We start from the raw sequence: 14,325 nt of genomic DNA on the forward strand, positions 1-14,325 counted from the left end.
TTCATGGGAAAGATATCTAAGCATGAAAATGTATTAGAATATAAATAAATGCAAAAAGGTCTATAACTGTTATTAATAGCTACATAAAGATCAATTTGCATTTATGCCAGAAATGATAGTGAAAGTAATTCTATGGAATAATGTAGCAAATGAAATATTAGGTGTTTGAAATGCCACGGAAATATATATATTAAAGTACCTTTATTTATTTCCTAAGTAATAAATAATATACTTTCATTATAAATACGGTCTATAAATAAAATATGTAATAATTTGGCATATAACTTGCATTACTTAATCAGAATGTTGATAAATCTCATATATATCTTTGTAATAATAGATATTAATCAATAGTATAGGTTACAAGATTGTAATGCTATCGAGGAAAATAAACAGATATAAATAGTCAAAGGAGGTTTTATGATGAAAGATAAAAGAATAATGAAATTTGGTTTCATAATAGCCAGTATTATAATTATTGGCTGGGTTACTTATGCAAATGTAATAGCTACTGATAAGAATGAAGATAGTATTGAAGGTAGTGGTATTGTTGAAGGAAATTCTATAGTTGTTAGCTCACAATTACATGGGCAACTAAAAACAATAGAGATAGAAGAAGGTGAACTTGTAGAAAAAGAACAGTTAATTGCAACCTTAGACTCTGAGATAATAAAATCTAAGGTTATACAGGCTGAGGCTCAGTTAGAGATTGCAAAAACACAGGTTGAGTCTGCAAAGGCATCAATGGAAGCATTGGCCCTTACTGTTGATCAGTCAGAATTAGCTGTAGATCTATCTCAAAAAGAAGTAGAAAATAATATAAAGCAGGCTAAGTCAAACTTAGAGGTAGCGAAGTCTAACCTGGTGCAATTACAATTTACATACAATGATACGAAGAATGATTATGAAAAATATTTAAATTTATATAATGATGGTGCAGTTTCTAAGAGTCAGTTGGAAAAAGTTAAATTAAAATTAGATACAGTAAAATCCAAATTAGAAGTAGCACAGAAACAAGTGGAAGGAGCTGTGGCAACATTAAGTTTAGCTAAATCTTCTATATTAAATACAGAAATATATGAAAAGACTAACCAATCTACTATAAAACAAATGGAGCAGGCAAAAGCACTTTATAGTACAGCAATAGCAAAGAGAAAGCTTGCAGAGGCTAGTCTTCAAGAAATAAATGCTGTACTTAAAGATACAAGGATCTTAGCCCCTGCAAAGGGAAGAATAACATTAAAAATGGTTAATGAAGGAGAACTTGTAAATGTAGGTACTCCAATTGTTGAAGTTATAGATTTATCTAATCTTGACTTGATGGTATATATATCAGAACAGCAAATTGGTAGAGTAAAGTTAGAGCAAGAAGCAAAAGTATATATTGATTCGTTTAATGACAAGGTTTTCAAAGGCAAAGTAAGCTATATATCTGATAAGCCAGAGTTTACACCTAAGAATGTTCATATGAAGGAAGATAGAGTTAAACTTGTATATGGAGTAAAAATTAAGTTAGAGGATACAGATGGAATTATAAAACCTGGTATGCCAGCAGATGCGATTATTGAGTAATTCAATATTCACTTTAGAAATATGAAATTAAGTAGGTGAAATAATTGATTGACTATATTATAGAAACTGAAAATTTGTGTAAACAATATAAAGATGTGTTAGCAGTTAATAAAATGAATTTATATGTTAATAAAGGTGAACTATTTGGATTAGTAGGTCCTGATGGTGCAGGTAAGACTACTACAATACAAATGCTTTGCAGTATTCTCAATCCTACATCGGGAACAGCAAAAATTTTAAAACTCGATACTATAAAGGATGCTGAAAAAATCAAAGGTAAAATAGGATATATGTCTGAAGGATTTAGTCTCTATGGAAGCTTAACAGTAGATGAAAATATTGAATTTTTTGCTGACCTTTACAAAGTTCCCTTTGAACAGCGGCAAAGCAGAAAGAAAAAACTTCTGCATTTTAGTAGATTAACTCCATTTGTTGATAGACCTTCTGAAAAACTATCAGGTGGCATGAAGAAGAAATTAGCATTATGTTGTACACTCATGTATTCACCAGAAATCTTATTCTTAGATGAACCAACCTTGGGAGTGGACCCTGTATCTAGAAGGGAATTTTGGAAAATACTTAATGACTTCAGAAAAGAAGGAATAACAATTTTTGTTACTACACCATATATGGATGAAGCAGAACGTTGCGATAGAGTTGCTTTATTACATCGAGGAGATATTATTAGATGTGATTCACCTTCAAATTTAAGAAGAGGTTTAAGGGGAGAGATGCTTGATATAAAAGCTTTGCCTCAAAAAAAGGCTTGGAATATATTAAACAATATTGATGAAGTACTAGAGGCACAAATATTTGGAGAAAGAATTCATGTGTATGTTGATGAATTGAATAGTGCTACAAATCAAATTAATAAAAAGTTCTTCAATGAAGGTATTGAGACAATAGATTTAAGGAAAGGGGTACCAAGCCTAGAGGACGTTTTTGTGTCAGCAATACAAAAGAATACTAAGGGAATATATGTAGAAAGCGAAATAGAACTAACTAATAAAATAAACAGTCCAAAACAAATTAAATCTAAGAAAATAAATGAAATAGCTATACATACAGATAACTTAGTAAAAAAGTTTGGAGACTTTACAGCCGTAAATAATCTAACAATGACTGTAAATGCAGGAGAAATATTTGGGTTTCTTGGTCCTAATGGTTCTGGAAAATCTACTACAATAAAGATGCTTACAGGACTCTTGATGCCTACCGATGGTAATGCAAAGGTAGGAGGGTATGATGCAAAAAAAGAAGTAGGAAAATTGAAAGCAAAGATTGGGTACATGTCACAGAAATTTTCACTATATAATGATTTGACTGTTGAAGAAAATATTAACTTTTACGGAGGAGTATATGGCGTTGAAGGTGATTATCTAAAAAAGAGAAAAAACTGGGTTTTAAATATGGCAGGCCTTGTAGGAAAAGAAGATACTTTAACTAAGAGCTTATCTGGAGGATGGAAACAAAGATTAGCACTTGGTTGTGCAATCCTCCATGAGCCTTCTATTATATTCTTGGATGAACCAACATCAGGTGTTGACCCGGTTGCCAGAAGACATTTTTGGGACCTAATTTATAATTTGTCTAGTGAAGGAATTACAGTATTTGTTACAACTCATTATATGGATGAAGCAGAACATTGTCATAATCTTGGTTTCATCTATAATGGAAATCTAATTGCACTAGGCAGTCCATCAGACTTAAAGAAAGAAAAATTTAAAGGGGAATTATTAGAAATAGAATGTAATAACCCATTTAGAGCTATGGAAATATTACAAAATGGGAGCAAAAAATATCAAGTATCCACCTTTGGAAACAAGCTACATGTAATAGTCGAAGACATTGATAGAGAGATTATTAAAATTGAAGATATTCTAAAGGACAATAGATTTCAAGTGGATAGATTAGAAGAAGTGCCTATATCTCTAGAAGATTTATTTGTACTTCTTATTGAAGAGGACGATAGAAAAAATAGGATGGTGTAAAAAGATGAAGGGGTCGAGAACATATTCTATATTCATAAAGGAAATATATGAGATTAAAAGGGATCCTTACACCTTAGGCATTGCTATAATAATGCCACTGATACTTCTGTTTTTATTTGGATATGCACTTAATTTAGATGTGAAGAATATTTCTACCGCAGTATTAGATCATGACAAAAGCCTTCAAAGTAGAAAATATATAGAAAGGATAAAGAGTTCAGGATATTTTGATATTAAATATCATGTAAGCAGCTATAAGGATATAGAAAAATTGTTAGATAAAGGTTATATCAGAAATGGAATAGTGGTTCCTAGTAACTTTTCAAAACAAATTATTAGAGGATTACCTACTGAGGTAGGAATATTTATTGATGGTACATTTCCACCTACAGCAAAAGTAACAATAGGATATATAGAAGCAATCAATGAAAAATACTCAGGGGATATACTGAAAGAAATACTGAGAAGACAAGGAAGAGATTTTGATAGCATTCAAGCAGTTAAACTTGAAGAGAGGGTTTGGTATAATCCATCACTTAAGAGTAAGAACTTCATTATACCTGGTCTATTTGCGGTAATACTTATGGCATTTCCTCCCCTTTTATCTACACTTGCTATTGTTAGAGAGAAGGAAAAGGGTTCGATTCAGCAGATATTTGTTTCTCCTACGAAACCCTTTGAATTTATTATAGGAAAAACAATTCCCTATGCACTAATTGCAATAGTAGAAATGGTAATCATTCTTATAGTAGGAGTATATTGGTTTAAAGTACCGTTTAAAGGAAGCTTAATACTTTTTATAATTCTAGGAACCATATATGTATTTTGCACTGTAAGTATTGGAGTGCTAGTATCAACCATGATGAAGTCACAGATGGCTGCAATGCTCTTAGTACTAGTTATTACAGTTATGCCATCTTTATTATTTTCAGGCTTTATATATCCTATATTCAATATGCCTATATTTTTCAAAGTATATACATATCTATTTCCTGCTAGATTTTTTATAGATATTTCAAGAGATATATTACTTAAAGGAAATAATATAAAAGAAATGTTTTGGAATATCATTATTCTTTTATTATATACAACTATTATTATTTCCATAGCTTCTTTGCGATTTAAGAAGAAGGTTGATTAAGCAATAAAAAATAAAAGGAGACTTAAGAATGAATAGTAGGATAAAGTCTTTAATTAAAAAAGAATTTATACAATTTTTTAGAGATAAAGCTCTTGTAATGTTGGTTATATATATATTTCTTGAGGTAGCGATATGTGGATGGGCTTTATTTATGGAAGTTAAGAACTTACCCACTGCAGTATACGACATGGATAAGTCCCAATATAGTAGAAATCTGGTAGAGAACTTTTCTGAGACTGAAAATTTCAATATTAAGTATTATGTCAATGATTATAATGAAATTGAAAGACTGTTAGACCGTGGTAGAGCTTCAATAGCTATTGTTATACCTAAAGACTTCTCATTAAATATTATAGAAGGGAGACAGTCTAAGGTTCAATTACTAGCTGATGGTAGCAATTCCAATACAGCTACACTAGCCATCTCCTATGGGGCAAAAATTATAAGAAAATATTCAAGGAATATTGAAATTGAAAGGTTAGGAATATCAAAAAACCAGATTTCATTATTACCATCAGTAAATAGCTTGGTAAATTCATGGTATAATCCTGGTTTAAACTTTACTCACTTTAACCTAGTATCAATGGTTGCTATAGCTGCTATATTCACTGGAGTTCTGCTAGCCTCAGGAGCTGTTGTTAGAGAAAAGGAAGTAGGAACACTAGAACAGTTAATGGTAACTCCTATAAAATCATATGAATTAATTATTGCAAAAATACTCCCAATGGGAATTGTAAAAATGTTCGGATTAGCGGTAGGAGTGTTGATATCAGTATTTCTATTTGATGTTCCTGTTAGAGGGAGTTTAATATTATTCTTTTTATTATCTACATTACTGTTTTTTACAGCTATGGGTGTAGGAGTTTTAATAGCTACTGTCTCTAAAAACATGCAACAGTCATTATTGTTAAGCTTTTTTGTATTGTTTCCTATAATGTTCTTGTCAGGTACTGTAGTTCCTATCAGTAGTATGCCTGTGTTGCTTCAGTGGTTATCATATCTAAGTCCTTTAAGATATTATATGAACATAGTAGTTGGGATCTTTCTAAAGGGAGTGGGGTTAGATGTGCTTTGGTCACAAGCGTTGAGTCTTGGAGTAATTGGTTCAGTAATTTTTCTTATAAGTAGTTTAAGATTTAAAAATATTATGAGATAAATGACTAAAATAGTATGAAATGACAAACTGAGTGTATCATTTCATACTATTTTGAATGTGACGTTAGACTATAAGGGTTAGAATTCAATGAATTCTACTTGGCATAAAAATTGCTTTAATAAATATATAGACCCAGTTTTATATGCTTCACTATGATGCAGCTAGCAATAAACTATTTGCTAGCTGTAAATAGTCTACACAAGGAGGAGAGTAATGTGAATAAAGCTTTAATAGTAATTATAGCAATAGTTGCGATTATTGGTCTTATGGCCATGTCTGTTATGGGTATTTATAATGGAATGGTAACTATGTCAGAAAATGTAGATGCTCAGTGGGCTATGATCGAAAGTAAACTTCAAAGGAGATATGACCTTATACCAAACTTAGTGAATTCAGTTAAGGGAGTTATGAATCAAGAAAAGGAAGTATTTTCAAATATAGCTGATGCAAGAGCTAAATTAGCTGGTGCAAGCACTTCTTCAGAGAAAGTTGCTGCTTCTAATGAGATTGAGGGTGCATTAAGCAGATTATTAGTAGTTATGGAAAACTATCCGCAGCTAAGATCTGTAGAGAGTGTAAATAAACTTATGGATGAATTATCAGGAACAGAGAATAGAATATCTGTAGAAAGAGATAGATACAATGCTACTGTTAGGGAATATAATAGCTCTATAAAGACATTTCCTAGAAATACATTAGCTGGAATGTTTGGATTTGAACCTAAGTTATACTTTGAAGCTACTGAAGGAACTGATATTGCACCACAGGTTGATCTAACAAACTAAGCTACTGGCTACTAGATACTAGGAAGGCTTTTAAAGAACTAGAGGCTAGTAGCTATTTTGAGGTGATTCTATGTTTAAAAATAAAACTTTTATATTATTAACATTAGTATTTATATTGATTTCATCATTATTTGCATTTGCTGAGCCAGTGTTACCTGATGCTACAATGGAGTTTTATGTTGCTGATTATGCAGAGGTGTTATCGGAGGATGTAAAAGCTATAATCCAAGGAACCAATCTTAATTATGAAAGAACCCAGGAGACACCCCAAATAGTGATGGTTACTGTTCCACATATGCAAGGTATGGATGTTGCAGAGTATTCTGTAGGGCTTTTTGAAAAATGGAAGATAGGAAACGAATTGTATGATAATGGCCTTCTAGTGATTTTAAGTCTTGAAGAAAGGAAAATAAGAATAGAAGTAGGATATGGGCTAGAGGGAGCTATACCCGATGGGAAAGTAGGAGAAATAATAGATTCAGCTATATCAGAGTTATCTAATGAAGAGTATTCTGAAGGATTACTAAAGATATTCTATCAGCTAGTGGAAGAAGTAAATGAGGAATACGGTTATGATAATGAATCCATAATGGATAAATTTCAAGGATATAAATATACTCCTAAAGCAAAACCGAATACTACCAATCCAATTTCAAAAACAGGTAAATTAATAATATTAATAATTGTTATGGTATTAATATGGTTTGATAATAAATTTCTTGGAGGCTTTATACTTAGAACAATAATATGGATGCTTCTCTCTGGCCGAGGCGGTGGAGGCTTCGGTGATGGAAACTTTGGAGGTGGGGGTCGCTCTGGAGGTGGAGGAGCAGATAGAGGATTTTAATAAATATTAGAGTCCCAAGACAAATTGTAATAGTTTTTGCCTATTAAAATATATAATGTAAATAAATATAGTAATAAGAGCTAATGTAATGACTAAGGCTTATTTGAAAATTTAGATTAGTTATTTTTAAGACTATGAAATACACAACTGTATTTCATAGTCTTTATTATTATTCAATATCTATTAAACGATAAATATTTTGTGATAAAGATGAATAAGAGTATGCTATTGAGAAACATTCTTAATTAAAATATGTTCAATAATATGATAATTGGGTAATAAAATAATAGACTAAAAAATAATAAGGAGGAGATAACATCGATTTTTTAAAAATATATGGAGAAGCTACTAAAACTGCAATAGGCTTTTTCTGGAAGGCTGGGTGGGCATTTGTACTAGGATATTTCATTAGTTCTATGATACAGGCGTTTGTTCCAAAGTCTAGATTAACTAAGTACATGGGAGAGCCTAATATTAAGAGTATATCTCTTTCTACAATATTTGGGTCCGCATCATCATCCTGTTCCTTTGCTGCTTTAGCTGCAGCAAGAGCATTAGTTCTTAAAGGGGCACATTTTATAACAGCAGTAGCATTTATGTTTGCTTCTACTAATCTTGTAATTGAATTAGGCATCCTAATATTTATATTCTTGGGATGGCAATTTTTAGCAGCTGAAATTGTTGGGGGGTTAGTTCTTATAACTATAAGTAGTATACTGATGAAGATATTTTATCCAGAAGAATGGCTCAAAGCTGCTAGAAAGAAGGTTGAGCAAGATTCAATTGATGAGAATGAAGACTTTGACTGGAAGAAGAGGATAAAGAGTAAAGCTGGATGGAGATTGGTAGGTAAAAATTTTGTAAGTGAGTGGAAAATGGTATGGGAAGAGATATTAATCGGTTTTACAATAGCAGGTTTTGTTGCTGTACTAGTTCCAAAGCAGGTTTGGTCAAGTATATTCTTAATCAATCTTTCTGATTCATTACCTAGCTGGCTAATAGCTCTTGAAAATGCACTTGTTGGACCATTAGTTGCTGCAATGACTTTTATAGGGTCAATGGGAAATATTCCATTAGCAACTGTACTTTACTCAAATGGTATCTTTTTCACAGGTATAATGGCTTTTATTTATTCTGACCTTATGGTACCTCCCTTGGTTGCAGTAAATGTAAAATACTATGGTAAAAAAGTAGCATTATATATAGCTGGAATAATGTATATCAGCATTATAATAACAGCTCTTTTACTTAATATGATATTTGGAGTATTAGATATACTTCCCCAAAGTAGTAAACAAATAGCTGAACTAACCCAATTTAAGATAGATTATACTTTTTGGATGAACCTTCTATTTATAGGGATTGCAGGATGGTTAATGAATCTAAATAGAAAATTTCACCAGCATAAAAAGAATGATAAAGAAATGAATCATGATATGAACGGAAATACTACTAGTATAAAAAGAAAAATAGCTTACTTATTTATTCTAATCCTTATTGGTGGGTTAGTATCCTACATTATGACTTAGAGATAGTAATTAATTATTAATTATTTTATTTAATTTGCCATATAAATGTGTGTTGTTTTATATTATATCTTCATATTTTCTTCATTACTATCTGATAATATTTTATATAAAGAGATAATATAGTATTAAATATTTAAAAACAATGATTCAAGATAAATTTACTAAGAGGAGGATTATTTAAAATGATGGGATTTGGTATGATGGGTGGAGGTTTTCTAGGCCTAATAATTATAGGAGTGGTTGTATATCTAATAATAAATAATAGTTCCCAGCACAATAAGAACAACTACAAAAAAAATACAGCTAAAGAAATATTAGATGAAAGATATGCAAAAGGAGAAATATCAGAAGAAGAATATTTACAAAAGAAAAGGATTTTAAGAGATTAACATGTAAAGAGGAGGAATAGATATGATGGGTCATATGTTTGGATATGGATACCCAACATCAATAAACTGGTGGTGGTTAATAGGATTTTCTGTATTACGATTATTAATATTAATTGGAATAGTAGCTCTAATTATACGAACTATAAATAAAGGTAGACGAGACAGAGAAATTAATAATACTTCAAATAGAGCAATAGAAATTTTGAAAGAGAAATATGATTTAGGAGAAATAAGTGAAGAAGAACATCAAAGAAAGATTAATATATTACGATCTTAGTACATCGATTGAATTTAAAATAAAATAATTATCTACTAAAGAAAAACATCCTTAATCTTATTATAGTCCAAAATATAGGACTTAATAGATTTAAGGATATAAATTTATTATCAGGTAAATTAAAGATTAAATTATAGTTTAAAATACTGGTCTAATATCTAAGTATCTAAGAGTATCACGAAGTATATCATGTACTGCTGGTGCTGCAGTTACACTACCAAAGGTATCACCCTGTGGTTCATCAACAATTACTAAGACAGCAAGTTCAGGGTTATTAATTGGGGCTAAGGCTACAAATGAAGAGTAAACTTTACCATCTGCATATCTTCCATCTATAACTTTGTCAGCAGTTCCAGTCTTGCCACCTACACCATATCCAGGTAATGCTGCATTTATTCCCGAGCCATCTGTAACTACTGATTCCATTATGACACGTAACTCTTTTGAAGTCTTTTCAGATAATACTTGACGTACTATCTGTGGTTTATATCTTTTAATTACTTCACCAGAAGAGTCCACTAATTCCTTAACAATTCTCGGCTTCATAAGCTTTCCATCATTTCCTATCGCTGAAATAGCTGTGATAAGTTGTAATGGAGTTATTGAAATACCTTGTCCATAGGAGATGGTTGCTAACTCTATAGGACCGATTATTGATTTGTTTTGAATAATAGCACTTGCTTCACCAGGAAGGTCTATATCAGTTGCCTCGGTGAATCCAAAACTTTTTATGTATTTGTAATATGTATCTATACCTAGTTCTTGTGCAACCTCAACAAATATAGGATTACAGGAATTCTGTACTGCTTCAGCAAATGTTTGATCCCCATGGGGATTATAGTATCTCCAACATTTTAGCTTTTGACCTTCAACCATAATATAACCTTTATCATAAAAGGGTGTATATGGTTCAACTACACCTTCTTCTAGACCAGCAGCTGCAGTTATTAATTTGAATGTAGACCCTGGTTCATAGGTATCGCTTATAATAGGATTTCTCCACATTTTATTCCAAACAATTTGTTTTTCTGTACTATTTAAAGTTTCATAATTCATTTTAATCTCATAATCTATAGGAACTCGTGGATTATTGAGATCATAGGCAGATGTAGTAGCCATTGCTAGTATATCTCCTGTTCTAGGGTTCATAACAATGCCCATTACTCTTTTTGCCTTAGTAGCAGAAAGAGTACGGTCTAAAGATTGTTGTACAAAATGTTGTATGATTTCATCAATTGTAAGTACTATATTTATACCATTGGTCGGCTCATGAAATTTTTTAAATCCATAGGGAAGTTCTTTACCAGAACCATCTGTAACTTCAATTAGTCTTCCTGGCAAACCACTTAAATACCAATCATATTCTAGCTCAACACCAGCTAAACCTGTATTATCATCAGTTGTATGGCCAATTATATGGGAAGCAAAGTTTCCAAAGGGATAATATCTTCGAGATGATTCAGTTAACCATATACCATTAAAGTTTTCTTTTCTTATTTTATCAGAATTTTCTTTGCTAAGCTCTTGTGCTATTTTTACTATATTTATATCTTGATTAAGCAACTTCTTCTTTATATCTTTTTCATCAACATCTAGAATTGATGACAGTCGTGATACGATATCATTACCTTTTTTCGAATTAGTAATTTCCTTAGGGTTACCCCATAGTGTATAAGTAGAAACGTTTATGGCAAGTTCTTTACCATTCCTATCCATAATGGCACCTCGTTTTGCAGGTACTACAGTATCGCGTGTTTGCTGTATTTTAGCTAATTGAACATACTTATCTCCTTGTACAATTTGAATCCAGCCAAGTCGAAATATTAAAAATGTGAAGGTGATATTTATGAATAAAAGTAGAACTACTAACCTTTTTTTTATGTGTTTACTAGATAATTTCACTATGTAGACCTCCAAAAGCATATAAATAATTACTTTAAATATTATTTAATAGAGTGTTTTTTATAAATTGCAAGATTTGTTTATATGGTAAATAAACTAATTATTATTCACTTCTTAATATAACGATATCTACTCTTCTATTCTTTTGCTTTCCATCGATAGTATCATTGGGTGCTATGGGTTTGTATTCACTAAAACCTGCAGCCGATAGTCTACTTGGGGTTAAGCCTGCTTCTTCAATTAAAAATTTTACTACATTAGAGGCTCGTGCTACTGATAAGTCCCAATTAGTAGGATATTTACTAGTGGTTAAAGTAGGTACAGAGTCTGTATGACCTTCTACTCTAATATTATATTTTTTAAAAGCTTCCTTAACTAGAATATCTGATATATCTAATAATACTAGCTTTGATTCGGTCTTGATGTTAGCTTTTCCAGAAGAAAATAATACATTGTCTTGGAACCTTAATATTAATCCACTTTGGTCTAATTCGACTAATATTTTAGAATCGACATTTTTAACTTTTAGATAATTTTCAAGTACATTTTTTAGTTCTACAAAGCTATTTTCAATTTCTTGATTAGTAATAGCATCATCATTTCGTGAATCAAAAACTGATGAACCAGACTTTAATATTCCTGGAGAACCTTGAAATGAGTTAACAATAGCTCTAAACTTTTGGGAATTAACTTCTGATATAGAAAAAAGGAGAATAAAGAAAGTAAGTAATAAGGTAACCATGTCACCATAGGTAGTCATCCAGTTATTTGTAGAAGGGTCTTCTATATCTAATGTCTTCCTATATTTTCTTGGCATTAAATTTACCTCCATTTAATATGATTCATAACTTACTAGTAAACATATATGCAAGAATAGTACCAAATCAAATAGAATTCTATAATCAATACAAAAAGCTAAGAATCTATATAAATAACTACATATATAGATTCTTAGCTTTTTACTATTATAGAAATTAAAATAATATTATTTTATGAATTTTAACATTGTATTTATTAAATTGTTCATGACCTCATCTTCGCTATCATTATTTAGAGAGTCTTTTACACATGTTCTAAGATGATTTTCTAAAACTAATCCACCTACTTTATTAATTGCAGACCTTACTGCTGCAATTTGAACCAAAACATCATTACAATATCTTTCTTCCTCAATCATTCTTTGAATTCCTTTTACTTGACCTTCTATTTTTTTAAGTCTGTCTAGCGTTGATTGTTTCATATTTTCAGATTCAAACATCATATCAACTCCTATACCCTTGTATGGTATCAAATTATATTTAATAAATATTTTAATGTCAATATATTATTATTTAATTCTAGAATCTTATTTATGTTTTTTATAATATGCTTGATATACTACATGGCTATGTAGTATATCAAGCATATTATATTAGATTTTAATAAATAAATGATTAGGACGAATGGTGATATTAGATGAAAGGTATTGTTTAACATAGAAATTTATTATGGCATAAAATTTGCTTTATTTAATATTTAATACTATTTAGTGTTAGGCAAGTTTTTCAAATTATATACTAGGAGGATAAATAATGAATAGTGAACTAATTACTTACTTAAATTCTAAGTTAGAAATAGCAATTGAAAATAAAGATGACTTTACAACATTATTACTATTATCAAGAGATATTGACGAAGTAATTAAAGGTATAACTATCCAAAAGAATCATGAATTAGAATGGATGGAATAGATGAAAAAAATACTTATTAAAAGCGTTATATTAATACTAATATTAATTTCGGCACTTAACATTTATAATAAATTTGCTTATACAAATAATACGGAAGAAGTTTTTGTTAATATTGAGTCAGGTTCAAGTTTATCAAGTATATCAGAACAATTAAAAGAAAATGGAATTATAAACTCAAGAAAGTATTTCATTTTGTATACAAAACTAAAGGGGCTAGAGAATAAAATCCAAGCTGGCAAATTTAGAGTTCCAGCCAATATAGAGATGAATTTACTTTTAGATAAGCTTCAAAATCCAGAGCAGGAATATATAAAACTTACAATACCAGAAGGATATACTGTTTATCAAATTGCAAGTTTATTAGAGGATAATAATCTAGTACGAAAGGATAAGTTTGTGAAAATAGCAAAAAAGGGTTCAGATGAATTGCAAATAGAAAATAATTCAGAAGGAATTATCTATAGCTTAGAGGGTTATATTTATCCTGACACTTACTATATACCCAAAGGGTTTCAAGAGAAAGAAATTGTAAAGATGACATTAGAAAGATTAGATGAATTATTTACTGAGGAATATAAGGAACAAGCTGAATCACTTGAAATGAGTATTCAAGAGGTTATAACTATTGCTTCACTAATAGAGAAAGAAGCGGCAAACGACCATGAAAGAAAGACTATTTCTGGTGTGATTTATAATAGATTAAAAAGTAATATGCCTCTTCAAATAGATGCAGCAGTCATTTATGGAATAACAAAGGGTGAGAGTCATATCAATAGACTATTATATAAGGATCTTGAATTTGATTCGTTATATAATACCTATAAATATAAAGGGCTACCACCAGGACCAATAGGTTCTCCTGGGTTAGCATCTATAGAAGCAGCTTTAAATCCTGAGGCCCATGATTATTTATATTATGTATTAAATAAAAATGGTACAAAGCATATATTTAGCAAAACATATAAGGAACACCTTAATAATAAAAACTCTAATAATTAACAATAAA

Annotated in this window: 14 protein-coding genes; 11 read left to right on the top strand and 3 right to left on the bottom strand. The window is 30.5% G+C overall.

Annotated features, from left to right (window positions below; translation table 11 throughout):
- Positions 1 to 423 precede the first annotated feature (423 nt).
- The 9 genes from JMO20_RS05885 (at position 424) to JMO20_RS05925 (ending at position 9,687) form a co-directional block, all read left to right on the top strand.
- A complete protein-coding gene (locus JMO20_RS05885) occupies positions 424 to 1,572 on the top strand; it encodes an HlyD family secretion protein (protein ID WP_202708597.1) in 1,149 nt (382 codons plus the stop codon).
- Between the two features lie 44 nt (positions 1,573 to 1,616).
- The gene (locus JMO20_RS05890) at positions 1,617 to 3,563 is read left to right on the top strand and encodes an ATP-binding cassette domain-containing protein (protein WP_202708598.1); all 1,947 of its coding nucleotides are present in this window, start codon (positions 1,617 to 1,619) and stop codon (positions 3,561 to 3,563) included.
- Positions 3,564 to 3,567: 4 nt separating this feature from the next.
- Entirely contained in the window at positions 3,568 to 4,704 is a 1,137-nt protein-coding gene (locus JMO20_RS05895) for an ABC transporter permease (RefSeq protein WP_202708599.1), read from the top strand.
- Positions 4,705 to 4,732: 28 nt separating this feature from the next.
- Positions 4,733 to 5,860 carry an ABC transporter permease gene (locus tag JMO20_RS05900; protein ID WP_202708600.1) on the top strand — a complete coding sequence of 376 codons (1,128 nt, stop codon included), beginning with the start codon at positions 4,733 to 4,735 and terminating at the stop codon, positions 5,858 to 5,860.
- Between the two features lie 215 nt (positions 5,861 to 6,075).
- Complete coding sequence (locus JMO20_RS05905) at positions 6,076 to 6,645, top strand: LemA family protein (protein WP_202708601.1); 570 nt, start codon at positions 6,076 to 6,078, stop codon at positions 6,643 to 6,645.
- Positions 6,646 to 6,715: 70 nt separating this feature from the next.
- A complete protein-coding gene (locus JMO20_RS05910; protein ID WP_202708602.1) occupies positions 6,716 to 7,492 on the top strand; it encodes a TPM domain-containing protein in 777 nt (258 codons plus the stop codon).
- 332 nt (positions 7,493 to 7,824) lie between these two features.
- Entirely contained in the window at positions 7,825 to 9,021 is a 1,197-nt protein-coding gene (locus JMO20_RS05915; RefSeq protein ID WP_341533994.1) for a permease, read from the top strand.
- A 182-nt stretch (positions 9,022 to 9,203) separates the two neighbouring features.
- On the top strand, positions 9,204 to 9,410 hold the full coding sequence (locus JMO20_RS05920) for an SHOCT domain-containing protein (RefSeq protein WP_202708603.1): 207 nt from the start codon (positions 9,204 to 9,206) through the stop codon (positions 9,408 to 9,410).
- Positions 9,411 to 9,432: 22 nt separating this feature from the next.
- Positions 9,433 to 9,687: an SHOCT domain-containing protein gene (locus JMO20_RS05925; protein WP_202708604.1), complete on the top strand. Its 255-nt coding sequence runs from the start codon at positions 9,433 to 9,435 to the stop codon at positions 9,685 to 9,687.
- Positions 9,688 to 9,825: 138 nt separating this feature from the next.
- On the opposite strand, the gene JMO20_RS05930 is transcribed toward JMO20_RS05925, so the two are convergent.
- From JMO20_RS05930 to JMO20_RS05940, 3 genes are all read right to left on the bottom strand, one after another.
- Positions 9,826 to 11,589: a penicillin-binding transpeptidase domain-containing protein gene (locus JMO20_RS05930; RefSeq protein ID WP_202708605.1), complete on the bottom strand. Its 1,764-nt coding sequence runs from the start codon at positions 11,587 to 11,589 to the stop codon at positions 9,826 to 9,828.
- 103 nt (positions 11,590 to 11,692) lie between these two features.
- Positions 11,693 to 12,406, bottom strand: a complete 714-nt coding sequence (locus tag JMO20_RS05935) for an OmpA family protein (protein ID WP_202708606.1) — start codon at positions 12,404 to 12,406, stop codon at positions 11,693 to 11,695.
- A gap of 168 nt (positions 12,407 to 12,574) precedes the next feature.
- Positions 12,575 to 12,847 (bottom strand): metal-sensitive transcriptional regulator, encoded by a 273-nt coding sequence (locus JMO20_RS05940; RefSeq protein ID WP_202708607.1) that lies wholly within the window; start codon positions 12,845 to 12,847, stop codon positions 12,575 to 12,577.
- Between the two features lie 313 nt (positions 12,848 to 13,160).
- Here JMO20_RS05940 and JMO20_RS05945 point away from each other — a divergent pair, with 313 nt between their 5' ends.
- Both JMO20_RS05945 and mltG read left to right on the top strand, forming a co-directional pair.
- Positions 13,161 to 13,319, top strand: a complete 159-nt coding sequence (locus JMO20_RS05945) for a hypothetical protein (RefSeq protein ID WP_202708608.1) — start codon at positions 13,161 to 13,163, stop codon at positions 13,317 to 13,319.
- Positions 13,320 to 14,318 carry an endolytic transglycosylase MltG gene (mltG, locus tag JMO20_RS05950; RefSeq protein WP_202708609.1) on the top strand — a complete coding sequence of 333 codons (999 nt, stop codon included), beginning with the start codon at positions 13,320 to 13,322 and terminating at the stop codon, positions 14,316 to 14,318.
- Positions 14,319 to 14,325 lie beyond the last annotated feature (7 nt).

Origin of the sequence: Sporosalibacterium faouarense, from assembly GCF_016765695.1 — a bacterium.
Lineage (GTDB): Bacteria > Bacillota > Clostridia > Tissierellales > VENL01 > Sporosalibacterium > Sporosalibacterium faouarense.